Origin of the sequence: Pseudomonas sp. SMN11 (genome assembly GCF_052041945.1) — a bacterium.
GTDB lineage: Bacteria > Pseudomonadota > Gammaproteobacteria > Pseudomonadales > Pseudomonadaceae > Aquipseudomonas.
In genome coordinates this window covers 1-24,163 of record NZ_JBKGGW010000038.1, presented here as the reverse complement: position 1 = coordinate 24,163, position 24,163 = coordinate 1, and the positions used below count along the sequence as shown (strand labels likewise).

Here is a 24,163-nt window from a genome sequence, read left to right as displayed (position 1 = left end):
CGGGTTTACCCGCGAACGTCCGCGCAGCGGCCGCCATCGCAATCGAGAATTCAACCTTGCCGCACACCCCACAACGCCGCTGGTACCTCCCGGTCACCCTGACCGCCGCCCTGGTCCTCTTGCCCCTGAGTGTGCTGCTGCTGTCCTGGCAGTCCATCGACCTGCAGATCTGGTCGCACCTGCTCGATACCCAGATGGGCCGCCTGCTGGGCAATACCGCGACCTTGGTGGTCGGCGTCGGGATCGGCGTCACCCTGCTCGGCGTCAGCCTGGCCTGGCTGACCAGCCTCTGCGAGTTCCCCGGCCGGCGCTGGCTCGACTGGGCGTTGATGCTGCCGTTCGCCATCCCGGCCTACGTTCTGGCCTTCGTCTTCGTCGGCCTGCTCGACTTTTCCGGCCCCGTGCAGAGCGCCCTGCGCGAAGTGTTCGGGCCCATGCGCCTGCCACGGGTACGCTCTACGGGTGGGGTGATCATCGTGCTGGTGCTGGTGTTCTACCCCTATGTCTACCTGTTGGCGCGTACGGCGTTCCTGGCCCAGGGCAGGGGGTTGATGGAGGCCGCGCGGGTGCTGGGCCTGTCACCCCTGCAGGCCTTCTGGCGGGTGGCGCTGCCGATGGCGCGGCCTGCGATTGGCGCGGGTATCGCCTTGGCGCTGATGGAGACCCTGGCCGATTTCGGCGCAGTGGCCGTGTTCAACTTCGATACCTTCACCACGGCCATCTACAAGACCTGGTACGGGTTCTTCAGCCTGTCCAGCGCGGCCCAGCTGGCCAGCCTGCTGCTATTGGCGGTGATGCTGGTGCTGTATGGCGAACGTCGTGCCCGTGGCGCGACCCGCAGCGGTAACGAGCGACCGCGCGGGCAGGCGCTCTACCACTTGCGCGGGTTCAAGGCGCTGCTGGCCAGCGGCTGGTGCCTGCTGGTATTCGCCTGCGCATTCGTCATTCCGCTGCTGCAGTTGCTGGCGTGGTTCTGGCAGCGCGGCCGGCATGATCTGGACGAGCGGTATGTCGGCCTGGTGCTGCATACCTTGTACCTGGGCGGTATGGCCGCTCTGATCACCGTTTGCGTGGCCCTGCTGCTGGCCTTCGCCCGCCGTCAGGCGCCGACGGGCGGCATTCGTGCTGGCGTTGGCCTGGCCAACCTGGGTTATGCCTTGCCCGGTTCGGTGCTGGCGGTGTCGATCATGCTGGCTTTCAGTTATCTGGATAATCAGCTGGTCATTCCGCTGTCGACCTGGTTGGGCGGCGCGGGCAAGCCAATGCTGTTGGGCAGTTTGGCTGCCTTGCTGTTGGCTTACCTGGTGCGTTTCATCGCCGTGGCCTATGGCCCATTAGAGAGCAGCCTGGAACGTATTCGCCCCTCATTGCCAGAGGCTTCGCGCAGTCTCGGCGTCGGTGGCGTGGGTTTGTTTTTCAAGGTGTATCTGCCGTTGCTGGTGCCCGGGGCTTTGAGCGCTGCGTTGCTGGTGTTCGTCGACGTGCTCAAGGAGATGCCCGCCACCTTGCTGATGCGCCCGTTTGGCTGGGACACACTGGCGGTCAGGGTATTCGAGATGACCAGTGAAGGCGAATGGGCGCGCGCCTCGTTGCCGGCGCTGACCTTGGTGCTGGTAGGGCTGCTGCCGGTCATCGGGCTGATTCGCCGTTCCGCTCGGCGTCCGGGTCACAGTGACTGAGGATGCCAGCTTGCGCCCTTGCGGCTACAATGCGCGGCATTCGCGCGGCGGGTCCTACAAGAAGAGCTGACGATTAAACGTCATCGACCGCCGCCGCTTCGCCACGCCCGGAAGGAGAAACCCATGGGACAGCGCACGCTTTTGTACGACTTGCACCTGGCGCTCGGCGCCAAGACGGTCGATTTCGGCGGCTGGGACATGCCGCTGCATTATGGCTCGCAGGTCGAGGAGCACCATCAAGTGCGCAGCGACTGCGGTGTCTTTGATGTTTCCCACATGACGGTCATCGACATCACCGGCGATGACGCCACGCCCTGGCTGCAACGTCTGCTGGCCAACGACGTGGCCCGTCTCGACGGCACCGGCAAGGCGTTGTACAGCCCGTTGCTCAACGAAGACGGCGGGGTCATTGACGACCTGATCGTCTACCGCACACAAGGCGGCTACCGCCTGGTCACCAACGCGGCCACGCGGGCCAAGGTCATCGACTGGCTGCAGCGGCAGAGCGCCGGTTTCAGCGCCTCGTTCGACGTTCGCCCAGACCTGGCGATTCTCGCCATCCAGGGCCCTCATGCCCGTGAAAAGGTCGCCGCGCTGCTGAGCCCGGCCCGCGCCGCGCTGATCCGTGAACTGCGCCCGTTCGAAGGTGTTGCCGAAGGGGACTGGTTCATCGCCCGCACCGGCTACACCGGTGAAGACGGGCTGGAAATCATCTTGCCGGGTAATGAGGCTGTAGCATTCTTCAATGACCTGGTCGGCGCCGGCATCGCGCCGAGCGGCCTGGGTGCGCGCGACACTCTCCGCCTGGAAGCCGGCATGAACCTGTACGGCCAGGACATCGATGAAAACCATACCCCGCTGACCTCCAACCTGGGTTGGTGCATTGCCTGGGAGCCCGCCGAACGCAACTTCGTTGGCCGTACCGGCCTGTTGGCGGAAATCGAGCGCGGCGTGCAGGAAAAACTGGTTGGCCTGGTGCTGGAAGAGCGCGGCGTTCTGCGTGCCCACCAGGTGGTGCGTGTAGCCGGGATTGGCGAAGGGGAGATCACCAGTGGTAGTTTCTCACCTACGCTGAGCAAGTCCATTGCCTTGGCGCGCGTACCCATGGCGACCGGTGACCGTGCCGAGGTCGAGATCCGCGGCAAATGGTACCCGGTGCGGGTGGTCAGACCGACCTTCGTGCGCCACGGCAAGATCCTGATCTGAACATCAAACGGCGGGCCGAACCGCTGACCCAAACGAGGAATTCAAGACATGAGCAATATCCCCGCCGATCTGCGTTTCGCCGAAAGCCACGAGTGGGCGCGCCTGGAAGCTGATGGCACTGTCACCGTCGGCATCAGCGACCACGCCCAGCAAGCGCTGGGTGACGTGGTATTCGTCGAGCTGGCCGAAGTTGGCAAGGTGTTCGGCGCTGGCGACGCCGCTGGCGTGGTCGAGTCCGTCAAGGCCGCCTCCGACATCTATGCCCCGGTTTCCGGTGAGGTGATCGCGGTCAACGAAGAGCTGGCCGACAGCCCTGAGTCGCTGAACGAAGAACCCTACGAGTCGTGGATCTTCAAACTGAAGCCAAGCGACAAGTCGGAGCTGGACAAGCTGCTGGATGCTGCCGGTTACAAAGCCGCCATCGGCGAGTAATCGAAGATCCCGGGGCTGCTATGCAGCCCTTTCGCGACGCAAGGCCGCTCCTACAGGAGACTGCGATCGCTTGCAGGAGCGGCCTTGTGTCGCGAAAGGGGCGCAAAGCGCCGCCAGCAATAGCCCTGCAAAAGCGGCAATCCTTCCTAGACTTATAAGTCTCCATGAGACCTGGTCTAGGAAGAGAGCGTCGACATGTCCCAGTCGCCATCCCTGCATCAACTGCAAGAGCTCAACCCGTTCCTGCGCCGCCACCTGGGGCCCGATGCCTCGGAGCAGCAGGCGATGCTCAGCACCCTCGGCCTCAACAGCCGCAGCGAGCTGATCGAGCAGACCGTGCCGCCAGGCATCCGCCTCAACCGCCCCCTCGACCTGCCGCCGGCCCTGGATGAACAGGCTGCGTTGGCCAAGCTCGCCAGCTACGCCGAACAGAACCAGGTGTGGACCAGCCTCATCGGCATGGGTTACCACGGCACCGTCACGCCCACGGTCATCTTGCGAAACGTGCTGGAGAACCCCGGCTGGTACACCGCCTACACACCCTATCAGCCGGAAATCGCCCAAGGCCGTCTGGAGGCGCTGCTCAACTTCCAGCAGATGGTCATCGACCTCACCGGGCTGGCCCTGGCCAATGCGTCGTTGCTCGATGAAGCCACGGCCGCTGCCGAAGCCATGGCCCTGGCCAAGCGAGTGGCGCGCAACCAGAGCAACGCCTTCTTTGCCGACGAGCACTGCCACCCACAGACCTTGTCGGTACTGAAAACCCGCGCTGAAGGCTTCGGCTTCCAGCTGATCGTCGACACTGTGGATAAGCTTGCCAAACACCAGGTGTTCGGTGCCTTGCTGCAGTACCCGGATACCCACGGCGAAGTGCGTGACCTGCGGCCATTGATCGACCAGTTGCATAGCCAGCAGGCCGTGGCCTGTGTGGCCGCCGACCTGCTCAGCCTGGTGATGCTGACACCGCCCGGTGAGCTCGGAGCCGATGTGGTGCTGGGTTCGACCCAGCGTTTTGGCGTACCGATGGGCTACGGTGGCCCGCACGCGGCCTATTTCGCCTGCCGTGACGACTACAAGCGGGCGATGCCCGGGCGCATCATCGGCGTGTCGCGCGATGCCCGTGGCAACACGGCTCTGCGCATGGCCCTGCAAACGCGTGAGCAGCACATCCGCCGCGAAAAGGCCAACTCCAACATCTGCACCGCCCAGGTGCTGCTGGCCAACATCGCCAGTTTCTATGCGGTGTATCACGGCCCGGAAGGCCTGCAACGCATCGCCCAGCGGGTGCACCGGCTGACCTTCGTGCTGGCCGCAGGCCTTGAGGCCAAAGGCATCAAGCGCCTCAACGAGCACTTTTTCGACACCTTGACCCTGGACGTCGGCGGCGCGCAGGCGGCGATCATCGAAAGTGCCGAGGCCGCCCGCATCAACCTGCGCATCCTGGGGCGCGGCCATCTGGGCGTGAGCCTGGACGAAACCTGTAATGAAGCCACCGTGCTGCGGCTGTTCGACATTTTCCTGGGCGTCGATCATGGCCTGGATATCGCCACGCTCGACCAGCACGCGATGCCCGAAGGCATCCCCGCTGCGCTGGTGCGCCGCACGCCGTTCCTCAGCCACCCGGTATTCAACCTGCACCACAGCGAAACCGAGATGCTGCGCTACCTCAAGCAGCTGGAAAACAAGGACCTGGCGCTGAACCAGTCGATGATCCCGCTCGGCTCCTGCACCATGAAGCTCAATGCCACCAGTGAGATGATCCCTATCACCTGGCCTGCTTTCGCCCAGCTTCACCCCTTTGCGCCCGCCGCACAGGCCGTGGGCTACAAGGCAATGATCGACGAGCTGGAAAGCTGGTTGTGCGCCATTACCGGCTTCGACGCCATCTGCATGCAACCCAACTCCGGCGCCCAGGGCGAATACGCCGGGCTCATGGCCATTACCCGCTATCACCGCAGCCGCCATGAGCCTCAGCGCACGCTATGCCTGATTCCGTCTTCGGCACATGGCACCAACCCGGCCTCGGCGCAGATGGCGGGCATGGAGGTAGTGATTGTCGATTGCGACGATGCTGGCAACGTCGACCTCGAAGACCTCAAGGCCAAGGCCCATGCCGCCGGGGCCAGGCTGTCGTGCCTGATGGTCACCTATCCCTCGACCCATGGTGTGTACGAAGAGGGCATCCGCGAAATTTGCGAGGTCGTCCACCAGCACGGCGGCCAGGTGTACATGGATGGCGCCAACCTCAACGCCCAGGTCGGCTTGGCGCGACCTGCGGATATCGGTGCCGATGTTTCGCACATGAACCTGCACAAGACGTTCTGCATCCCCCATGGCGGTGGTGGCCCAGGCATGGGGCCTATCGGCATCCGTGCTCATCTGAAACCATTTGTCGCCAGCCATCCGGTGGTACCGGTGCCGGGGCTGGACCCGAACAACAGCGCGGTCAGCGCCGCGCCCTGGGGCAGTGCGAGCATCCTGCCGATCAGCTGGATGTACATCGCCATGATGGGCCCACAGCTCGCTGATGCCAGCGAAGTGGCGATCCTCTCGGCCAATTACCTGGCCAGCCAGCTCGGCGGCGCTTTCCCGGTGCTGTACCGCGGGCGCAACCAGCGCGTGGCCCATGAGTGCATCATCGACCTGCGGCCACTGAAGGCGCAGACCGGCATAACCGAGGAGGACGTCGCCAAGCGCCTGATGGACTATGGCTTCCACGCCCCGACCATGTCATTCCCGGTACCCGGGACCCTGATGGTAGAGCCGACCGAAAGCGAGTCGAAGGCTGAGCTGGACCGCTTCGTCGAGGCGATGCTGGCGATTCGGGCAGAGATTGCCGAGGTGCAGGAGGGTAACTGGCCGGCGGAAGACAACCCGCTCAAGCACGCGCCGCATACCCTGGCCGATGTGCTGGCACCCTGGAACCGGCCTTACAGCCTGGAGCAGGCGGTAGCGCCCAGCACCCACGTGCGCCTGCACAAGTACTGGCCAGCGGTGAACCGGGTCGACAACGTGTATGGGGACAGGAATCTGTTCTGTGCTTGCGTGCCGGTGGAGGCTTACCGCTGAAAAACTGGGGCCGCAATGCGGCCCCAGGCCTTACTCGGCTACCGCGTTTTTGGCCAGGATGGCGTTGGCCAGTTCCATGTCCGAGGCCTGCATCCCTGGGTTCTCGGCACGCACCTGTTGCAGTGCCTGCTCCAGGAACGGACCGCGAATCGCACCATCGCTGGCGACGAAGCTGCCGGCGTCATCCTGCGCTGCCAGCACCAGCTTGTGGTCGTGCGAAGTGATGTAGCTCGACGCCGTGGTCGCGCCGGAAGTCATTACGTTACGCCAGAAGGTATCGGCCATGGCAGAGCCAACAGGCAGCGAAAGCAGGGCAGCAGCTGCGATGGCGGTTTTGAGACGCATGATGAAACACCTCGAAGGGTGAGGGTTGGGAATGGTCGTTTTGATCCCGTAAAATGGGCGCAAGTTCCTTGAATACAAGGGTTTTTTGCTCAGGAACAGACCCGCAGCACCTCCTCGGAACGGGTCAGTCCCCGGGCCACTTTCGCCTCCCCACAGCTGCGCAAATCCTGCAACCCTTCAGCTAGAGCCTGCCGTTGCAGTTCGGCCAGATCGGTGCTGGCGCCTATCCGTGCACGCAGGCTGTCGCTCGGGATGAGCAGTTCGAACAACCCCGTACGGCCACGGTAGCCGGTGCCCCGACAGACCTGGCAAGGATCGCTCGATGGGCGGCCTTGGCATGCGTGGCAGAGCAGGCGCACCAGGCGCTGGGCCATGACCCCGCCCAGGGTCGCGCGGATCAGGTAATCGGCCACACCCAGCTCAAGCAGGCGGGTAATGGCGCTACAGGTGTCATTGGTGTGCAAGGTTGAAAGCACCAGATGCCCGGTGAGCGCAGCCTGAACCGCTACCAGTGCGGTCTCGCGGTCGCGGATTTCGCCGATCATGATGATGTCCGGGTCCTGGCGCAGCAGGGTGCGCACGCCATCGGCAAAACCCAGGCCCAGGGCCGGTTGCACCTGCAACTGGTTGAACGCCGGCTCCAGCCGCTCGATCGGGTCTTCGATGGTGCACAGGTTGACCTGCGGCGTGGCCAGCTGCTTGAGGCTGGCGTAGAGCGTGCTGGTCTTGCCGGAACCGGTAGGCCCGGTGACCAGCAGGATGCCCTGGCGGCGCTGCAGCAGCGTTTGCCATTGGGCCAGTGGCTCGCCCTCCAGGCCCAATTGGTCGAAGTCCTCCTGCAGCTGGCGTGGGTCGAACAAGCGCAGCACCAGCTTTTCACCAAAGGGCGTCGGCAGCGTCGAAAGGCGCAGTTCAACTTCGCTGCCGCCTGGCAGGCTGCTTTTCACCCGACCGTCCTGCGGGCGGCGCTTTTCCGCTACATCCATGCGGCCCAGGTGTTTCAGGCGGCTGACCACGGCCAGGGTGACGCTGGCCGGGAAGGCGTAGACCGTATGCAGCAGACCATCGATGCGGTAGCGCAGGTGGCCTTGATCGCGGCGTGGCTCCAGATGGATATCGCTGGCGCGTTGCTCGATGGCGTATTGCAGCAGCCAGTCGACGATATGCACGATGTGCGCGTCATCGGCCGTTGCCTCCGCTTGTCGCTTGCCGAGTTCAAGCAAGTGTTCGAGCTCGCCCAGGCTGGTCGCTTGCTGGTGCTGCGCACCTTGTACCGAGTGGGCCAGGCGAAACAGCGACTGGCCCAGTTGGCGAATCTGCAGCGGGCTGGCCAGCACGCGGCGGATCGGTTTGCCCAGGCTGCGCGCCAGGTCGGCCTGCCACAGCTGCTGATAGGGTTCGGCGCTGGCCACGGTGATGGCGTTGGCGTCGTTGGCCACGATCAGGATGCCGTGGCGTTGCGCGAAGGCGGGGGAGATCAGGCCATTGACCTGGGCCAGGTCGAGTTGCATGGGGTCTATGCGCAGATAAGGCTGGCCGACCTTTTGCGCCAGCCACTGGCACAGGGCGTCCAGATTCAGCAGCTGGCCAGGCTGGCAGCGATCTTCCAGGCCCAGGGCCGCGATGGCTTCAAGCGGGTGGTGGGCACTGTAGCGGGACGCTTGTTCGCGGACCTGGCATGAGTCGTTGGCGGTCAGGTGCTGGTCGGCCTGCAAGGCGTCCAGCAGGCTCTTGAGATCGAGGGATTGCTCGTTGGGAGTGAACATCGGCGGCGTCCGTGCCTTGGGGGAGTCCTGAGTCAAGGCTAGCCGCGCCTGGCGCAGCGAGGTACGGGAAAGGATTTCGGGATTTTGCGCCGCCGGGCTTCAGATCACCGCCAACTCCAACCGCGCCAGGTTTTCCAGGCTCACCTCCCCGACACACACCAAGTTGCGCAGTTTTTGCGCAATCACTTCCGCCCGGTGCCAGCTCAACCCGCCGATGCCGACCTCGATGTCGAGCCAGTCTTCCTGCTGGCTGACCTGCACGCTGTGCGGCGTGAGGAACTGCAGGGCAAACAGGTTGAGCACCCGGCACAGGGTATCCGGCTCGGCTTCGGCCTGCAGGCGATAGCGCACGGTGCTGTGGCTGGCGTTGGCGGCCCAGGCATCGCTGCGGGGCAGGGGGCGTTCGAGTGCGTTCATGCTGGGTCTCCGCGAATGTGGGAGAAATTCTTGCACGTCGAAGCCGGTATTTTTTCGCTATGATTCCATCGAATTGCAGGTGCTGCAGATTAATCAATTCGAAGAAGCGTATTTGGGAGAATCATTCATGCAAGGTGAATTGGATGCCTACGACCGGCGCATTCTCGAGCTCCTGCAAGAGGACGCATCGCTGTCCAGTGCGCAGATCGCCGAGCGTGTGGGGCTGTCGCAATCACCCTGCTGGCGCAGGATTCAGCGTTTGAAAGAGGAGGGGGTGATCCGCGGACAGGTGACCCTGCTGGACCGCAAGAAGGTCGGCTTGAATACGCAGATCTTCGCCGAGGTGAAACTCAACGCTCACGGCCGTTCCAACTTTACCGAATTCACCGAGGCGATTCGCGGCTTTCCGGAAGTGCTGGAGTGCTATGTGCTGATGGGGGCGGTGGACTTTCTGCTGCGCATCGTTACCTCGGATATTGAGGCGTATGAGCGTTTCTTCTTCGAAAAGCTATCGAACGTGCCCGGGATCCAGGAAGTGAATTCGATTGTGGCACTGTCAGAGATAAAGTCCACCACCAGCCTGCCATTGGCGAGGTGAGGCTATTCGCGGGTGAACCCGCTGCCACAGGGACTGCGCAGGCCTCAGGCTTTGCGCGATCCCTGTGGGGGCGGGGTTACCCGCGAAGAAAGCGACTCGGTATCAGGCCTTGAGCAGGTGCTTCCAGCCCCGGCTCTGATCAACCGCCCGAGCCTGCTCGATCCGCGCTTCCAGCACTTCATCGCTGATCGGCAGTTCCGCCAGCTCATGCAGCTTCTTCAGGTCGCCGTACAGGCGGTCCATCTGTGGCGCTTCGAGCACCTGGCGAGCATGGTGCAGCCAGGCCAGCAGCTGTTCGACACGTGGCAGCTGTTCGGCCAGGTCTTCCGGGCGCTGGGTGTACAGCGGCAGCTTCAGCGAGCGGCCTTCTTCGCCCAGCAGGTGCGCCAGCCAGCTGGCCAGCTGCGCCTTGCCCTGGCGTTCGCCACGGCCCTTGCGCTCCACGGTCCAGGCACGTGCCAGCAGCCAGCGCGAGGTTTCCAGGGAGAACTGGCCCCAGCGTACGTCTTCGAGCTCTTCGATGAACTGCTCGGGTGCGGCACGGCGGATGTCTTCGTCGTCGTTGCCGGCCTGCACCAGCGGGCGCCAGTCTTCCAGCAGCGCGTCGAGGCTGGCGCGCAGCTCGCGGGTGGTCGCGCGTGGTGCGGCCTGGCCCAGGCTGGCAACCAGTGCACGCAGTTCGGCCAGGCACTGTACCCAGTCCTGCAGCAGTCGCCAGTGGCCATTGTGGCGGTACTGCTCGGCCAGGCGCTGGCTGCTGCCCAGCAGCTGCCAGGCGAGCGCGGTGAACGCGTCGTCCACGGCCATTTCGGCGTCCAGTTCAGTGGATGGCAGGCCCAGCTCGTAGCTGTCCGGCTCCAGCAGGCGGTAGCCGCGCTCGGCCTTGCTGATATCGCACGGCATCAGTGGCAGGCTCGCGGCCAGCTCGGCGGCCAGTTCCAGCAGTGCTTCTGGGGCGCCTTCGCGCAGTTCCAGCTCCAGCTCGCTAATTTCTTCCTTGCGCTTGCCGGCCATCACGAAGCCCTGGTCCAGCGCGGCCTCGATCACGACCTTGCTCTTGCCGCGGCCCCAGCTGATCTCGGCGTATTCGCGGGTGAAATCGGTGGTGAACAGCGGCTTGATGGTTTTCTTGTCCAGCCCGGCCAGTTGCTCGGGCCAGCAGGTGGCGTCGAGTTTTTTCAGGTCGAGCTTGACCTTGTCCAGGTGCCATTCGTACTCATTGCGCTCGGACAGCCCGGCAACGCTCTGGCCGCGGCACTTCAGGGTCTGGATGACTTCTTCGCCATCACGGCGCAGGCGCAGGGCGACACGGGCGGCGGAGAGGTCGCGCTCGGGGGTGTCGAAGTACTGGTTAAGCAGCTCGCGAGTCTGCCAGCCGGACTTGTTGCGCTTTTTCAGCAGGGGGTGCTCGCGCAGGGCGGCCAGGGTCTCGCGGCTGGCGCGGAGCTTGAGTTCGGTTTCTTTGTGCATCACAGGCTCGAAAGAGGGGCGTCGTTGCAGGGCAGTCTACAGGAGTCGGCCGGCAACGGTTTATTCCAGACGGCGGATAGTCCTATGATGGGCAACGCTTCCGAGGAGTATGCGCATGCCGTTGCCGACGCTGAAAGACCAGTTTGCCGCTTTGATCGCCGCGCCCTCGGTCAGCTGCACCCAACCCGCACTGGACCAGTCCAACCGCCAGGTTATCGACCTGCTGGCTGGCTGGCTGGGCGATCTGGGCTTCAGCTGTGACATCCAGCAGGTCAGCCCCGGCAAGTTCAACCTGCTGGCCAGCCGCGGTAGCGGCCCTGGCGGCCTGGTTCTGGCGGGGCATAGCGACACCGTGCCGTACGACGAACAGTTGTGGTCCAGCGACCCGCTCAAGCTCACCGAGGCCGATGGCCGCTGGGTCGGCTTGGGCAGCTGCGACATGAAAGGCTTTTTCGCCTTGATCATCGAAGCGGTGATCCCGCTGTTGGAGCACGATTTCAAGCAACCGCTGCTGATCCTCGCCACCTGCGATGAAGAAAGTTCCATGTCCGGCGCCCGCGCCCTGGCCGCTGCCGGCCAGCCGCTGGGCCGCGCGGCGGTGATCGGCGAGCCCACTGGCTTGCGCCCGATCCGCATGCACAAGGGCATCCTCATGGACCGCATCGATATCCTCGGGCGCAGTGGCCATTCGTCCGACCCGAGCCTGGGCCACAGCGCGATGGAGGCCATGCACGAGGTAATGGGCGAGCTGATGGGCCTGCGCCGGCAGTGGCAGGCAACCTTCAGCAACCCGCAGTTCACCGTGCCTACGCCCACCATGAACTTCGGCTGCATCCATGGCGGTGACAACCCCAACCGCATCTGCGGCCAGTGCGCCCTGGAGTTCGACCTGCGGCCGCTGCCAGGCATGGACGTCGAACAGCTTCGCGCCGCCATTCGCGGCAAGCTGCAGCCAGTGGCCGAGCGCCATGAGGTGCGTATCGACTACGCACCGCTGTTCCCTGAGGTGCCACCGTTCGAGCAGGCCGCCGATGCCGAGCTGGTGCAAGTGGCCGAGCGCCTCACCGGCCATCGGGCCGAAGCGGTGGCGTTCGGTACCGAAGCGCCTTATCTTCAGCAGCTGGGTTGCCAGACTATCGTGCTGGGCCCCGGCGACATCGCCTGCGCCCACCAGCCCGGCGAATACCTTGAAATGTCACGAATCGAGCCTACCGTGCGTCTATTACGTGATCTGATCCGGCACTACTGCCTGGATTAAACGTCCACCCTGTTGATTCGTTCTTGCCTAGAGGAGACCGCGCGTGACCGCAAGCCTGTTCCGACGATGATCCTGAACGCCGTGTGACTCACCGTTCTCCGTCCACTTTATCCACAGGCCCTGTCATGCCCGAATACGTCAACTGGCTGCGTCATGCCTCCCCGTACATCAATGCCCATCGCGACTGCACCTTCGTAGTCATGCTTCCCGGCGATGGTGTTGAACACCCGAATTTCGGCAACATCGTCCACGACCTGGTGCTGCTGCACAGCCTGGGTGTGCGCCTGGTGCTGGTGCATGGTTCGCGCCCGCAGATCGAGAGCCGCCTGGCAGACCGCGGCCTGACCCCGCACTACCACCGGGGCATGCGCATTACTGATGCCGCCACCCTGGACTGCGTGATCGATGCCGTCGGCGCCCTGCGCCTGGCCATCGAGGCGCGCCTGTCGATGGACATCGCCGCCTCGCCGATGCAGGGCTCGCGCCTGCGCGTGGCCTCCGGCAACCTGGTTACCGCACGGCCGATCGGCGTGCTTGAAGGGGTGGACTACCACCACACCGGCGAAGTGCGTCGGGTCGACCGCAAGGGCATCAGCCGCCTGCTCGACGAGCGCTCCATCGTGCTGCTGTCGCCGCTGGGCTACTCGCCCACTGGCGAGATCTTCAACCTGGCCTGCGAAGACGTCGCCACGCGCGCAGCCATCGAGCTGGGCGCCGACAAGTTGCTGCTGTTCGGTGCTGAGCCGGGCCTGCTGGACGAGAACGGCAAGCTGGTGCGCGAACTGCGCCCGCAGCAGATCGCCCCGCACCTGGCGCGCCTGGGCAGTGATTACCAGGGCGAGCTGCTGGATGCCGCTGCCGAGGCCTGCAAAGGTGGTGTGGCGCGTAGCCATATCGTCAGTTATGCCGAGGACGGTGCGCTGCTGACCGAGCTGTTCACCCGCGAAGGTGGCGGTACGCTGGTGTCGCAGGAACAGTTCGAAGTGGTGCGCGAGGCGACCATCGACGATGTCGGTGGCTTGCTGGAGCTAATCAGCCCGCTGGAAGAGCAGGGCATCCTGGTGCGTCGTTCGCGCGAGGTGCTGGAGCGTGAGATCGAGCAGTTCAGCGTGGTCGAGCGTGAGGGCATGATCATCGCCTGTGCGGCGCTGTATCCGATTGCCGATTCGCAGGCGGGTGAACTGGCGTGCCTGGCGGTGAACCCGGAGTACCGCCATGGCGGGCGCGGGGATGAGCTGCTTGAGCGCATCGAAGGGCGGGCGCGGCAGATGGGGTTGAATACCTTGTTCGTGCTTACCACGCGCACGGCGCACTGGTTCCGTGAGCGCGGTTTTGCGCCTAGCGGCGTGGAGCGCCTGCCGGCGGCGAGGGCTTCGCTGTACAACTACCAGCGCAATTCGAAGATTTTCGAGAAGTCCCTGTAAACCTGTACCGGCCCCTTGGCGGGCGCGCCCGCTCCCACAGGATACTCACAATGCTTGAGCCTGTGATGTACCTCTGGGAGCGGGCAAGCCCGCGAAGCAGGCGACGCGGTCCCGAATGAAAAACGCCGCCCATTTGGGCGGCGTTTTCGCTTACACGGTATGCAGATACCAGTTGTACTCGAGGTCGGAGATCGAGTGCTCGAACTCCTCCAGCTCGCTCTCCTTGCACGCGACGAAGATGTCGATGTACTTCGGATCGATGTACTTGTTCAGGATCTCGCTGTCGTCCAGCTCGCGCAGGGCGTCGCGCAGGTTGTTCGGCAGGCTCTGCTCCAGCTGCTCGTACGAGTTGCCTTCAATTGGCGTGCCTGGCTCGATCTTGTTGGTCAGGCCGTGGTGCACGCCTGCCAGCACGGCAGCCATCATCAGGTATGGGTTAGCGTCAGCGCCGGCTACGCGGTGCTCGATGCGCACGGCATCTGCAGAACCGGTTGGCACGCGCAGGGCCACGGTACGGTTGTCCAGGCCCCAGCTCGGCGCATTCGGCACGTAGAACTGTGCGCCAAAGCGGCGGTACGAGTTGACGTTCGGGCAGAGGAACGCCATGGACGCAGGCAGGGTCTCGAGCACACCGCCGACAGCGTGACGTAGCGCGGCGTTCTGCTCGGGATCCTCGCTGGTGAAGATGTTGTTGCCATCTTTGTCCAGCACGGAGATGTGTACATGCAGGCCGTTGCCTGCCTGGCCCGGGTAGGGCTTGGCCATGAAGGTGGTGTCCATTTCATGGTCGTAGGCGATGTTCTTGATCAACCGCTTGAGCAGTACCGCGTAGTCGCAGGCCTTGAGCGGGTCGGCAACGTGGTGGAGGTTGACTTCGAACTGCGCCGGAGCGCTTTCCTTGACGATGGCGTCAGCAGGGATGCCTTGCTCTTTCGCGCCTTCCAGGATGTCCTGCAGGCAGTCGGCATATTCGTCGAGGTCGTCGATCAGGTACACCTGGGTCGACTGTGGGCGCTTGCCCGAGATTGGCGAGCGTGGTGGCTGCGGACGGCCGTTCACGTTCTCCTGGTCGATCAGGTAGAACTCCAGCTCGAACGCGGCGCAGATGGTCAGGCCCATATCGGTGAACTTGCTCACCACCTGACGCAGCACTTCGCGCGGGTCGGCGAAGAACGGCTCGCCTTCCAGTTCGTGCATGGTCATCAGCAGCTGCGCGGTCGGGCGCTTTTGCCATGGCTCATTACAGAGCGTGTCGGGGATTGGATAGCAGATGCGGTCAGCATCGCCGATGTCCAGGCCCAGCCCGGTGCTTTCAACGGTGGAGCCGTTGATGTCCAGGGCGAAGAGGGAGGCAGGCAGGTTGATGCCTTTCTCGTAAACCTTGTGGAGGCTGGTGCGCTCAATGCGCTTACCACGCACCACACCATTCATATCTGCAATCAGAAGGTCAACGTAGAGAACCTCAGGATGTTCCTTAAGGAACGCGTTCGCTTCGTTAAGCTGAACGGCACGCGGGGGTACCGACATGATGCAACACCTTTGTTGTTAAAAATATCAATCAAGGGGGGCTTGCAGGACCAGTCAATCGAAAAGACAAACTGATGTCAAGCCAACCCCATGATGCCTCGAAATGGCACATCGACGGCAGATTTGCTGCATATCGGGGCGTGCCATTATCCGCTATTTCCCTCACAAAGGGCTATCTCCGACATGCCGTGTTTTATTTTTTACGGAGGTGTTGTGTAAAAAATTTAACAAGGCTAAGCTCGGACTCAACCCAAAACACAATAATACGAGGGTCACATGGTCCGCTTGTCGCGACCTGAGCGCGCTGCCTGTGCAGTGCAGTCGGGTATCCCTGCCGTTCCCGCACGCATCAGTCGAGTTGTCGCCTGCATGGCCGCAATAATTGACGCTTTGCGCATCTGGACCACACCTCGTAACGCTTTTTCGTTGCTCTTCTCGTATTCCTGCCCTTTGATCCCACTACGGACACGCTTGTTTTCAGTGTATCCACAGTGCGCCTGCGCGTGGGTTTTTGCTTTAGCAATCTACTCCCTCCAGAATCAGAGCGCGGACCACCTTACCTCCTGAGGTATTTATGAGTAACAACCTCGACCAGCTCACCGATTGGTTGAAAGAGCACAAGATCACCGAAGTCGAATGCCTGATCAGCGACCTGACCGGCATCACCCGCGGCAAGATCTCGCCGACCAACAAATTCATCGCCGAAAAAGGCATGCGCCTGCCCGAGAGCGTGCTGCTGCAGACCGTGACCGGCGACTATGTCGACGATGACATCTATTACGACCTGCTCGACCCGGCCGACATCGACATGATCTGCCGCCCAGACCAGGACGCGGTGTTCCTGGTGCCGTGGGCCATCGAACCGACCGCCCAGGTGATCCACGACACCTACGACAAGAAGGGCAACCCGGTCGAACTGTCGCCGCGCAACGTGCTGAAGAAAGTCCTCAAGCTCTACGCCGACAAGGGCTGGCAGCCGATCGTCGCGCCGGAGATGGAGTTCTACCTGACCAAGCGCAGCGAGGACCCTGACTTCCCGCTGCAGCCGCCGGTCGGTCGCTCTGGCCGCCCGGAAACCGGCCGTCAGTCGTTCTCGATCGAAGCCGCCAACGAATTCGACCCTTTGTTCGAAGACGTCTACGACTGGTGCGAACTGCAGCGCCTGGACCTCGACACGCTGATCCACGAAGACGGCACGGCGCAGATGGAAATCAACTTCCGTCACGGCGACGCCCTGCACCTGGCCGACCAGATCCTGGTGTTCAAGCGCACCATGCGTGAGGCTGCGCTCAAGCACAATGTGGCTGCCACCTTCATGGCCAAGCCGATGACCGGCGAGCCGGGCAGCGCCATGCACTTGCACCAGAGCGTGGTCGACGTGGCCACCGGCAAGAACATCTTCAGCAATGAAGACGGCAGCATGAGCGAGCTGTTCCTGCACCACATCGGTGGCCTGCAGAAGTTCATCCCCGAAGCGCTGCCGCTGTTCGCCCCCAACGTCAACTCGTTCCGCCGCTTCCTGCCCGACACCTCGGCGCCGGTGAACGTCGAATGGGGCGAGGAGAACCGCACCGTCGGCCTGCGCGTACCGGATGCCGGACCGCAGAACCGTCGCGTCGAGAACCGCCTGCCGGGTGCCGATGCCAACCCTTACCTGGCCATCGCCGCCAGCCTGCTGTGCGGTTATATCGGCATGGTCGAGGGCATCGATGCCAGCGCGCCGGTCCAGGGGCGTGGCTACGAGCGCCGCAACCTGCGCCTGCCGCTGACCATCGAGGACGCCCTCGAGCGCATGGAAAACAGCCGTGCGCTGGTGCAATACCTGGGCAAGAAGTTCATCACCGGCTACGTCGCGACCAAACGGGCCGAGCACGAGAACTTCAAGCGCGTCATCAGCTCCTGGGAGCGTGAATTCCTGCTATTCGCTGTCTGATCAACCCTGAGGCCGCCGGTGCGGCCGCCGGAAACTGGAGAGGCACATGAGCGTCAACAACCCGCAAACCCGTGAATGGCAAAACCTGAGCGGCGAGCACCACCTTGCACCCTTCTCTGACTACAAGCAGTTGAAGGAGAAGGGGCCGCGCATCATCACCAAGGCGCAGGGTGTTCATTTGTGGGACAGCGAGGGGAACAAGATCCTCGACGGCATGGCCGGCCTGTGGTGCGTGGCGGTCGGTTATGGCCGTGAAGAACTGGTGCAGGCGGCAGAAAAGCAGATGCGCGAGCTGCCGTACTACAACCTGTTCTTCCAGACCGCTCACCCGCCAGCCCTGGAGCTGGCCAAGGCGATCACCGACGTGGCGCCGGAAGGCATGACCCATGTGTTCTTCACCGGCTCCGGTTCCGAAGGCAATGACACCGTACTGCGCATGGTCCGCCATTACTGGGCGCTGAAGGGCAAGCCGCACAAACAGACCATGATCGGCCGCATCAACGGCTACCACGGTTCTACCTTCGCTGGTGCTTGCCTGGGCGGCATGAGCGGCATGCACGAGCAGGGCGGCCTGCCGATCCCGGGCATCGTGCATATTCCGCAGCCGTACTGGTTCGGCGAAGGCGGTGACATGAACCCGGACGAGTTCGGCGTCTGGGCTGCCGAGCAGCTGGAGAAGAAGATCCTCGAAGTCGGCGAAGACAACGTCGCCGCCTTCATCGCCGAGCCGATCCAGGGCGCCGGTGGGGTGATCATTCCGCCAGAGACCTACTGGCCGAAGGTCAAGGAGATCCTGGCCAAGTACGACATCCTGTTCGTCGCCGACGAGGTGATCTGTGGCTTCGGGCGCACTGGCGAGTGGTTCGGCTCCGACTACTACGACCTCAAGCCCGACCTGATGACCATCGCCAAGGGCCTCACTTCCGGTTACATCCCCATGGGCGGTGTGATCGTGCGTGACAAGGTGGCCAAGGTGCTCAGCGAGGGTGGTGATTTCAACCACGGCTTTACCTATTCCGGCCACCCGGTGGCGGCCGCGGTGGGCCTGGAAAACCTGCGCATCCTCCGTGACGAAAAGATCGTCGAGAAGGCGCGCACGGAAGTGGCACCTTACTTGCAAAAACGTCTGCGTGAGTTGCAGGACCACCCGCTGGTGGGCGAGGTACGCGGCCTGGGCATGCTCGGTGCGATCGAGCTGGTCAAGGACAAGGCGACCCGCAGCCGTTACGAGGGCAAAGGTGTCGGCATGGTCTGCCGCAACTTCTGCTTCGAGAACGGCCTGATCATGCGCGCGGTGGGCGACACAATGATCATCGCCCCGCCGCTGGTGATCAGCCATGCCGAGGTGGATGAGCTGGTGGAAAAGGCGCGCAAATGCCTGGATCTGACCCTCGAAGCGATCAAGTGAGCACCTGCTAGGCTAGCGATGTGACATTAAGTCGTTACAAGGCCCTGCTTTCCTTGAAACAGAGCCTTGTAACTTGCCAGACTAGCGGTTGTTTCAGTCGCCGCGCGCTCTGCACCGTGGGTTCTGGCTGCTGGACAGTTGCTAACATAAAAATTCTGGAGCATTACGCATGAATAAAATGGGCAAAACGTTGCTGGCCGCCGCCCTGATGGGTGGCATGGCTACCGCTGTTCACGCTGACGATACCGTGTTGAACGTCTACAACTGGTCGGACTACATCGCTCCGGACACCATCGCCAAGTTCGAGAAACAGACCGGTATCAAGGTCAAGTACGACGTCTTCGACAGCAACGAAACCCTGGAAGCCAAGCTGCTGGCCGGCAAGTCGGGCTACGACATCGTCGTACCGTCGAACAACTTCCTGGCCAAGCAGATCAAGGCCGGCGTCTACGAGGAGCTCGACCGCTCCAAGCTGCCTAGCTGGAAAAACCTCGACAAGGACCTGCTCAAGGCCGTTGGCGACGCCAGCGACAAGGACAACAAGCACGCCTTCCCGTACATGTGGGGTTCGATCGGCATCGGCTATAACCCGGAGAAGGTCAAGGCCGCACTGGGCGTGGACAAGATCGACTCGTGGGACGTGGTGTTCAAGCCTGAGAACATTGCCAAGCTCAAGAGCTGCGGCGTGAGCTTCCTGGATGCCCCGACCGAAATGCTTCCGGCCGCGCTGCACTACCTGGGCAAGCCGACCAACAGCACCAGCAAGGAAGACCTGAAGGCCGCCGAAGACCTGTTCCTCAAGGTCCGTCCTTCGATCACCTACTTCCACTCGTCCAAGTACATCGGCGACCTGGCCAACGGCAACATCTGCGTGGCCGTCGGTTACTCGGGAGACGTCGAGCAGGCCAAGGCCCGCGCCCACGAAGCTGGCGACAAGGTCAAAGTGGACTACATCATTCCGAAAGAAGGTGCTGGTACCTTCTACGACATGGTCGCCATCCCTAAAGATGCCGAGCATAAAGAGGCCGCCTACAAGTTCATGGACTTCCTGATGCAGCCGGAAGTCATGGCCGAGATCACCAACGCCGTGCGCTTCCCGAACGGCAACGAGGCCGCTACTCCGTTGGTCGACAAGGCCATCACCAGCGACCCGAGCATCTATCCGCCAGCTGACGTGAAGAAACAGCTGTATGCCATCGCCGCACCGGATGCCAAGGTTCAGCGTGACATCACCCGTAGCTGGACCAAGATCAAATCGGGCAAATAACCCCGATGCGTGACCTCTGGGCCGGGGTTTTCCGGCCCAGAGCCAGTGAATGGCAATTGTTGATTGCGGCATCGAAGCTGCGCAGGTAAGTTGCGCGCCGGTTTTGTGTGCGCGGCAACGCTTGTACCCAATAAGTACGCCGTCACCCAGGCACTGATTGTGAGGACCACCCACTTGTCTATTTCTGTTTTACGCAAGGCCTTGATGGCTGGAGCGGGCCTGACGCTGGCATGCAGCGTCCAAGCGGCGCCTACGGTGCACTTCTACAACTGGTCGGACTATATCGGCCCGAATACCCTCGCGGACTTCGAGAAAGAAACGGGCATCAAGCCCGTGCAGGACGTTTTCGACTCCAACGAAACCTTGGAAGGCAAACTGCTGGCCGGCAATACCGGCTATGACGTGGTGGTGCCGTCCAACCATTTCCTCGGCAAGCAGATCAAGGCGGGCGCGTTCCAGAAGCTCGACAAGAACCTGCTGCCCAACTACTCCAATCTTGACCCGGCGCTGATGAAACGCCTGGAAAAGAACGACCCGGGCAACCAGTACGCCGTGCCTTACCTGTGGGGCACAAACGGCATCGGTTACAACGTCGACAAGGTCAAGGCCGCGCTGGGCGTGGACAAGATCGACTCCTGGGCCGTCTTGTTCGAACCCGAGAACATGAAGAAGCTCTCCAAGTGCGGTGTGGCCTTCCTCGACTCGGCGGACGAAATGCTCCCGGCGGTGCTCAACTACATGGGGCTCAACCCCAACAGCACCGATCCCAAGGATTACGCCAAGGCCGAGCAGAAGCTGCTGGCCGTACGCCCGTACGTGACCTACTTCCACTCGTCCAAGTACATCACCGACCTGGCCAACGGCGACATCTGCGTCGCGGCAGGTTTCTCGGGTGATGTGTTCCAGGCCAAGGCCCGCGCTATCGAGGCGAAGAAGGGCGTGAACCTGGCCTACGCCATTCCCAAGGAAGGCGGCAACCTCTGGTTCGACGTGCTGGCGATCCCCAAGGACGCCAAGAACGTCAAGGAGGCCCACGCCTTCATCAACTATTTGCTGAAACCTGAGGTTATCGCCCAGGTCAGTGATTACGTCGGTTACGCCAACCCGAACCCCAAGGCTGGCGACCTGATGGACCAGGCCGTGAGGACTGACGCTGCGGTTTACCCACCGCAGGAAGTGCTGGACAAGATGTTCGTGAACTCAGAGTTGCCGCCCAAGGTGCAGCGTCTGATGACCCGTAGCTGGACCAAGGTCAAGTCGGGCAAGTAATTATCCAGACCCGCTGCGGTACCTGGAACACAGGCCGCGCGGGCACAAAAATCTTGTTGGGAGTTTCACTCATGGCAGTTGCCTCCGGTGCCTATAAAAAAGCCCTCGAGGGTGGCCAGCAACCCAAGCAGGTGCTGGTCAAGATCGACCGGGTTACAAAAAAATTCGACGAAACGGTCGCCGTGGACGATGTGTCCCTGGAGATCCGCAAAGGCGAGATCTTCGCCCTGCTGGGTGGCTCCGGTTCCGGCAAATCGACCTTGCTGCGCATGCTGGCCGGCTTCGAGCGCCCGACTGAAGGGCGGATCTTCCTCGACGGCGTCGACATCACCGACATGCCGCCGTACGAGCGGCCGATCAACATGATGTTCCAGTCCTATGCGCTGTTCCCGCACATGACCGTGGCGCAGAATATCGCCTTCGGCCTGCAGCAGGACAAGATGCCCAAGGCCGAGATCGACGCCCGCGTGGCCGAGATGCTCAAGCTGGTACACATGACCCAGTACGCCAAGCGCAAGCCGCACCAGCTCTCCGGTGGCCAGCGCCAGCGGGTGGCCCTGGCCCGTTCCCTGGCCAAGCGCCCCAAGCTGCTGCTGCTCGACGAGCCGATGGGCGCGCTGGACAAGAAACTGCGTTCGCAGATGCAGCTGGAACTGGTGGAAATCATCGAGCGCGTGGGCGTGACCTGCGTGATGGTGACTCATGACCAGGAAGAGGCCATGACCATGGCCCAGCGCATCGCCATCATGCACCTGGGCTGGATCGCCCAGATCGGCTCGCCGGTGGATATCTACGAGACCCCGACCAGCCGCCTGGTGTGCGAATTCATCGGTAACGTCAACCTGTTCGAGGGTGAAGTGGTCGATGACGCCGAAGGCTACGCGATCATTGCCAGCCCGGAACTGGAGCGCAAGATCTACGTTGGCCACGGCATCACCACGTCGGTGGAAGACAAGCACATCACCTACGCCCTGCGCCCGGAAAAAATGCTGGTCACCTCCCAGCAACCGACCTGCGAGCACAACTGGTCGCGCGGCAAGGTCCACGACATCGCCTACCTGGGCGGCCACTCGGTGTTCTACGTCGAGCTGCCGAGCGGCAAGATCGTCCAATCGTTCGTCGCCAACGCCGAACGCCAGGGCACACGCCCGACCTGGGGCGATGAAGTGTACGTGTGGTGGGAAGACGACAGCGGTGTGGTACTGCGGTCATGAAAGTGCGCAAGCTCAAGCGAGCCTTCCAGCGCCTTATCCCGGAGGGGCGGCACCTGGTGATCGGCGTGCCGTTCATCTGGCTGTTCCTGTTCTTCATGCTGCCGTTCTTCATCGTGTTGAAGATCAGCTTCGCCGAAGCCGACGTGGCGATCCCGCCGTATACCGAGATCTACACCTACGTCGAAGACAAGATCCAGTTGGTGCTCAACTTGGCCAACTACGGCCTGTTGACCGAGGATGAGCTGTACATCTCGGCCTACCTGGGCTCGCTGAAGATGGCCTTCTTCAGCACCCTGTTGTGCCTGCTGATCGGCTACCCGATGGCCTATGCCATCGCCAACGCCAAGAAGGAGACCCAGACGGTCCTGCTGCTGCTGATCATGATGCCGACCTGGACCGCGATCCTGATTCGCGTCTATGCCTGGATGGGCATCCTCAGCAACAACGGGCTGCTCAACGGCTTCCTGCTGTGGACCGGGTTGATCGATCAGCCGTTGCAGATCCTGAACACCAACCTGGCGGTGTATATCGGCGTGGTCTATTCGTACCTGCCGTTCATGATCCTGCCGCTGTTCGCCAACCTGGTGAAGCACGATCAGAGCCTGCTGGAGGCCGCCTCTGACCTGGGTTCGAGCACCTTCAACAGCTTCTGGAAGATCACCGTGCCGCTGTCGAAAAACGGCATCATTGCCGGCTGCATGCTGGTGTTCATCCCGGTGGTGGGCGAGTTCGTGATTCCTGAACTGCTCGGCGGCCCGGAAACCCTGATGATCGGTAAAGTGCTGTGGCAGGAATTCTTCAACAACCGTGACTGGCCGGTGGCATCCGCCCTGGCGGTGGTGATGCTGGCGATCCTGATCGTGCCGATCCTGCTGTTCAACCGTAGCCAGGCCAAAGAGATGGAGGGCCGCGCATGAAACGCTTCAGTTTCTCCAAGCTGATGCTGGTGCTCGGCTTGCTGTTCATCTACCTGCCGATGCTGATCCTGGTGATCTACTCGTTCAACGCCTCCAAGCTGGTGACGGTCTGGGGCGGCTGGTCGGTGAAGTGGTACGTCGGCCTGCTCGACAACACCCAGCTGATGGGTTCGGTGATGCGCTCGCTGGAAATTGCCTGCTACACGGCGGTGGCGGCAGTGGCGCTGGGTACCCTGGCGGCCTTCGTGCTGACGCGGGTCACCCGCTTCAAGGGCCGCACACTGTTCGGCGGCCTGGTCACCGCACCGCTGGTGATGCCCGAGGTGATTACCGGTCTGTCGCTGTTGCTGCTGTTCGTGGCCATGGCGCAGATGATCGGCTGGCCGCAGGAGCGTGGCATCGTCACCATCTGGATCGCCCACACCACGTTCTGCGCGGCGTATGTGGCGGTGGTGGTGTCGGCGCGCCTGCGTGAGCTGGACCTGTCGATCGAGGAAGCGGCGATGGACCTGGGTGCCAAGCCGTGGAAGGTGTTCTTCCTGATTACCATCCCGATGATCGCGCCGTCGCTGGCGGCGGGCGGCATGATGTCGTTTGCGCTGTCGCTGGATGACCTGGTACTGGCCAGCTTCGTCTCCGGCCCGGGCTCGACCACCTTGCCGATGGAAGTGTTCTCGGCGGTGCGTCTGGGCGTGAAGCCAGAGATCAACGCCGTGGCCAGCCTGATCCTGCTATCGGTGTCGCTGGTGACCTTCTTCGTCTGGTTCTTCAGCCGCCGGGCCGAAGAAAACCGCCGCAAGGCGGTCCAGCAGGCGATCGAAGAGGGTGCGGCGGCCAATGCTTCGCAGCCGCAGGTCAAACGCCCGACGCAGATGGCGGCCTCTGCCTGATAGCGGGCCTGGGGGGGGGGGGGGGGGGGGGGGGGGGGGGAAAGGGAAGAGGCCAAAGGAAACAAAAAAAAGAA

At 62.7% G+C, this 24,163-nt stretch carries 19 protein-coding genes; 14 read left to right on the top strand and 5 right to left on the bottom strand.

The annotated features are described in order from the left end of the window. Window positions 1–56: 56 nt before the first annotated feature. The 4 genes from ACLEJU_RS24000 to gcvP all read left to right on the top strand — a co-directional run bounded on the left by ACLEJU_RS24000 (window position 57) and on the right by gcvP (window position 6,386). Window positions 57–1,679 carry an ABC transporter permease gene (locus tag ACLEJU_RS24000; protein ID WP_435423581.1) on the top strand — a complete coding sequence of 541 codons (1,623 nt, stop codon included), beginning with the start codon at window positions 57–59 and terminating at the stop codon, window positions 1,677–1,679. 123 nt (window positions 1,680–1,802) lie between these two features. Then, window positions 1,803–2,885 carry a glycine cleavage system aminomethyltransferase GcvT gene (gcvT, locus tag ACLEJU_RS23995; RefSeq protein WP_435423582.1) on the top strand — a complete coding sequence of 361 codons (1,083 nt, stop codon included), beginning with the start codon at window positions 1,803–1,805 and terminating at the stop codon, window positions 2,883–2,885. Window positions 2,886–2,933: 48 nt separating this feature from the next. Next, window positions 2,934–3,317, top strand: coding sequence for a glycine cleavage system protein GcvH (gene gcvH / locus ACLEJU_RS23990; RefSeq protein WP_435423583.1), 384 nt, complete (start codon window positions 2,934–2,936; stop codon window positions 3,315–3,317). Between the two features lie 195 nt (window positions 3,318–3,512). Continuing rightward, on the top strand, window positions 3,513–6,386 hold the full coding sequence (gene gcvP / locus ACLEJU_RS23985; RefSeq protein WP_435423584.1) for an aminomethyl-transferring glycine dehydrogenase: 2,874 nt from the start codon (window positions 3,513–3,515) through the stop codon (window positions 6,384–6,386). Window positions 6,387–6,416: 30 nt separating this feature from the next. Here gcvP and ACLEJU_RS23980 read toward each other — a convergent pair whose 3' ends face one another. From ACLEJU_RS23980 to ACLEJU_RS23970, 3 genes are all read right to left on the bottom strand, one after another. Further along, complete coding sequence (locus tag ACLEJU_RS23980; protein ID WP_435423585.1) at window positions 6,417–6,731, bottom strand: DUF2388 domain-containing protein; 315 nt, start codon at window positions 6,729–6,731, stop codon at window positions 6,417–6,419. Window positions 6,732–6,820: 89 nt separating this feature from the next. Beyond that, the gene (locus ACLEJU_RS23975) at window positions 6,821–8,497 is read right to left on the bottom strand and encodes a GspE/PulE family protein (RefSeq protein ID WP_435423586.1); all 1,677 of its coding nucleotides are present in this window, start codon (window positions 8,495–8,497) and stop codon (window positions 6,821–6,823) included. Between the two features lie 99 nt (window positions 8,498–8,596). Continuing rightward, window positions 8,597–8,914, bottom strand: a complete 318-nt coding sequence (locus tag ACLEJU_RS23970) for a hypothetical protein (protein WP_435423587.1) — start codon at window positions 8,912–8,914, stop codon at window positions 8,597–8,599. 127 nt (window positions 8,915–9,041) lie between these two features. On the opposite strand from ACLEJU_RS23970, the gene ACLEJU_RS23965 reads away from it, so the two are divergent. After that, on the top strand, window positions 9,042–9,512 hold the full coding sequence (locus tag ACLEJU_RS23965) for an Lrp/AsnC family transcriptional regulator (protein WP_294335649.1): 471 nt from the start codon (window positions 9,042–9,044) through the stop codon (window positions 9,510–9,512). Window positions 9,513–9,614: 102 nt separating this feature from the next. Here ACLEJU_RS23965 and ACLEJU_RS23960 read toward each other — a convergent pair whose 3' ends face one another. Further along, a complete protein-coding gene (locus tag ACLEJU_RS23960; RefSeq protein WP_435423588.1) occupies window positions 9,615–10,982 on the bottom strand; it encodes a CYTH domain-containing protein in 1,368 nt (455 codons plus the stop codon). A gap of 115 nt (window positions 10,983–11,097) precedes the next feature. Between ACLEJU_RS23960 and argE the strand changes: the two genes are divergently transcribed. Next, complete coding sequence (argE, locus tag ACLEJU_RS23955) at window positions 11,098–12,240, top strand: acetylornithine deacetylase (RefSeq protein ID WP_435423589.1); 1,143 nt, start codon at window positions 11,098–11,100, stop codon at window positions 12,238–12,240. A 125-nt stretch (window positions 12,241–12,365) separates the two neighbouring features. Continuing rightward, window positions 12,366–13,664, top strand: coding sequence for an amino-acid N-acetyltransferase (argA, locus tag ACLEJU_RS23950; RefSeq protein WP_110632713.1), 1,299 nt, complete (start codon window positions 12,366–12,368; stop codon window positions 13,662–13,664). Window positions 13,665–13,814: 150 nt separating this feature from the next. Here the strand turns inward: argA and ACLEJU_RS23945 are convergent, their stop codons facing one another. Continuing rightward, window positions 13,815–15,191, bottom strand: a complete 1,377-nt coding sequence (locus ACLEJU_RS23945; protein WP_027920891.1) for a glutamine synthetase family protein — start codon at window positions 15,189–15,191, stop codon at window positions 13,815–13,817. Window positions 15,192–15,765: 574 nt separating this feature from the next. Here ACLEJU_RS23945 and ACLEJU_RS23940 point away from each other — a divergent pair. The 7 genes from ACLEJU_RS23940 to ACLEJU_RS23910 all read left to right on the top strand — a co-directional run bounded on the left by ACLEJU_RS23940 (window position 15,766) and on the right by ACLEJU_RS23910 (window position 24,089). Further along, on the top strand, window positions 15,766–17,124 hold the full coding sequence (locus tag ACLEJU_RS23940; protein ID WP_159412555.1) for a glutamine synthetase family protein: 1,359 nt from the start codon (window positions 15,766–15,768) through the stop codon (window positions 17,122–17,124). A gap of 46 nt (window positions 17,125–17,170) precedes the next feature. Next, window positions 17,171–18,532, top strand: coding sequence for an aspartate aminotransferase family protein (locus tag ACLEJU_RS23935; RefSeq protein WP_435423590.1), 1,362 nt, complete (start codon window positions 17,171–17,173; stop codon window positions 18,530–18,532). Window positions 18,533–18,701: 169 nt separating this feature from the next. Further along, on the top strand, window positions 18,702–19,799 hold the full coding sequence (locus ACLEJU_RS23930) for a polyamine ABC transporter substrate-binding protein (RefSeq protein WP_435423591.1): 1,098 nt from the start codon (window positions 18,702–18,704) through the stop codon (window positions 19,797–19,799). A gap of 174 nt (window positions 19,800–19,973) precedes the next feature. Then, window positions 19,974–21,068 (top strand): polyamine ABC transporter substrate-binding protein, encoded by a 1,095-nt coding sequence (locus tag ACLEJU_RS23925; protein ID WP_435423592.1) that lies wholly within the window; start codon window positions 19,974–19,976, stop codon window positions 21,066–21,068. A gap of 71 nt (window positions 21,069–21,139) precedes the next feature. After that, the gene (potA, locus tag ACLEJU_RS23920; RefSeq protein ID WP_435423593.1) at window positions 21,140–22,282 is read left to right on the top strand and encodes a polyamine ABC transporter ATP-binding protein; all 1,143 of its coding nucleotides are present in this window, start codon (window positions 21,140–21,142) and stop codon (window positions 22,280–22,282) included. Between the two features lie 35 nt (window positions 22,283–22,317). Then, the gene (locus tag ACLEJU_RS23915) at window positions 22,318–23,199 is read left to right on the top strand and encodes an ABC transporter permease subunit (RefSeq protein WP_178083369.1); all 882 of its coding nucleotides are present in this window, start codon (window positions 22,318–22,320) and stop codon (window positions 23,197–23,199) included. Beyond that, a complete protein-coding gene (locus ACLEJU_RS23910) occupies window positions 23,196–24,089 on the top strand; it encodes an ABC transporter permease subunit (protein ID WP_435423594.1) in 894 nt (297 codons plus the stop codon). Before ACLEJU_RS23915 ends, ACLEJU_RS23910 begins: the two co-directional genes overlap by 4 nt. Window positions 24,090–24,163: the final 74 nt, after the last annotated feature.

What these genes read in the sequence shown, in the direction of transcription:
- gcvT (WP_435423582.1), top strand. Translation starts at nt 1,803, where the DNA reads ATGGGACAGCGCACGCTTTTGTACGACTTGCACCTGGCGCTCGGCGCC.
- gcvH (WP_435423583.1), top strand. Translation starts at nt 2,934, where the DNA reads ATGAGCAATATCCCCGCCGATCTGCGTTTCGCCGAAAGCCACGAGTGG.
- gcvP (WP_435423584.1), top strand. Translation starts at nt 3,513, where the DNA reads ATGTCCCAGTCGCCATCCCTGCATCAACTGCAAGAGCTCAACCCGTTC.
- ACLEJU_RS23980 (WP_435423585.1), bottom strand. Translation starts at nt 6,731, where the DNA reads ATGCGTCTCAAAACCGCCATCGCAGCTGCTGCCCTGCTTTCGCTGCCT.
- ACLEJU_RS23975 (WP_435423586.1), bottom strand. Translation starts at nt 8,497, where the DNA reads ATGTTCACTCCCAACGAGCAATCCCTCGATCTCAAGAGCCTGCTGGAC.
- ACLEJU_RS23970 (WP_435423587.1), bottom strand. Translation starts at nt 8,914, where the DNA reads ATGAACGCACTCGAACGCCCCCTGCCCCGCAGCGATGCCTGGGCCGCC.
- ACLEJU_RS23965 (WP_294335649.1), top strand. Translation starts at nt 9,042, where the DNA reads ATGCAAGGTGAATTGGATGCCTACGACCGGCGCATTCTCGAGCTCCTG.
- ACLEJU_RS23960 (WP_435423588.1), bottom strand. Translation starts at nt 10,982, where the DNA reads ATGCACAAAGAAACCGAACTCAAGCTCCGCGCCAGCCGCGAGACCCTG.
- argE (WP_435423589.1), top strand. Translation starts at nt 11,098, where the DNA reads ATGCCGTTGCCGACGCTGAAAGACCAGTTTGCCGCTTTGATCGCCGCG.
- argA (WP_110632713.1), top strand. Translation starts at nt 12,366, where the DNA reads ATGCCCGAATACGTCAACTGGCTGCGTCATGCCTCCCCGTACATCAAT.
- ACLEJU_RS23945 (WP_027920891.1), bottom strand. Translation starts at nt 15,191, where the DNA reads ATGTCGGTACCCCCGCGTGCCGTTCAGCTTAACGAAGCGAACGCGTTC.
- ACLEJU_RS23940 (WP_159412555.1), top strand. Translation starts at nt 15,766, where the DNA reads ATGAGTAACAACCTCGACCAGCTCACCGATTGGTTGAAAGAGCACAAG.
- ACLEJU_RS23935 (WP_435423590.1), top strand. Translation starts at nt 17,171, where the DNA reads ATGAGCGTCAACAACCCGCAAACCCGTGAATGGCAAAACCTGAGCGGC.
- ACLEJU_RS23930 (WP_435423591.1), top strand. Translation starts at nt 18,702, where the DNA reads ATGAATAAAATGGGCAAAACGTTGCTGGCCGCCGCCCTGATGGGTGGC.
- potA (WP_435423593.1), top strand. Translation starts at nt 21,140, where the DNA reads ATGGCAGTTGCCTCCGGTGCCTATAAAAAAGCCCTCGAGGGTGGCCAG.
- ACLEJU_RS23910 (WP_435423594.1), top strand. Translation starts at nt 23,196, where the DNA reads ATGAAACGCTTCAGTTTCTCCAAGCTGATGCTGGTGCTCGGCTTGCTG.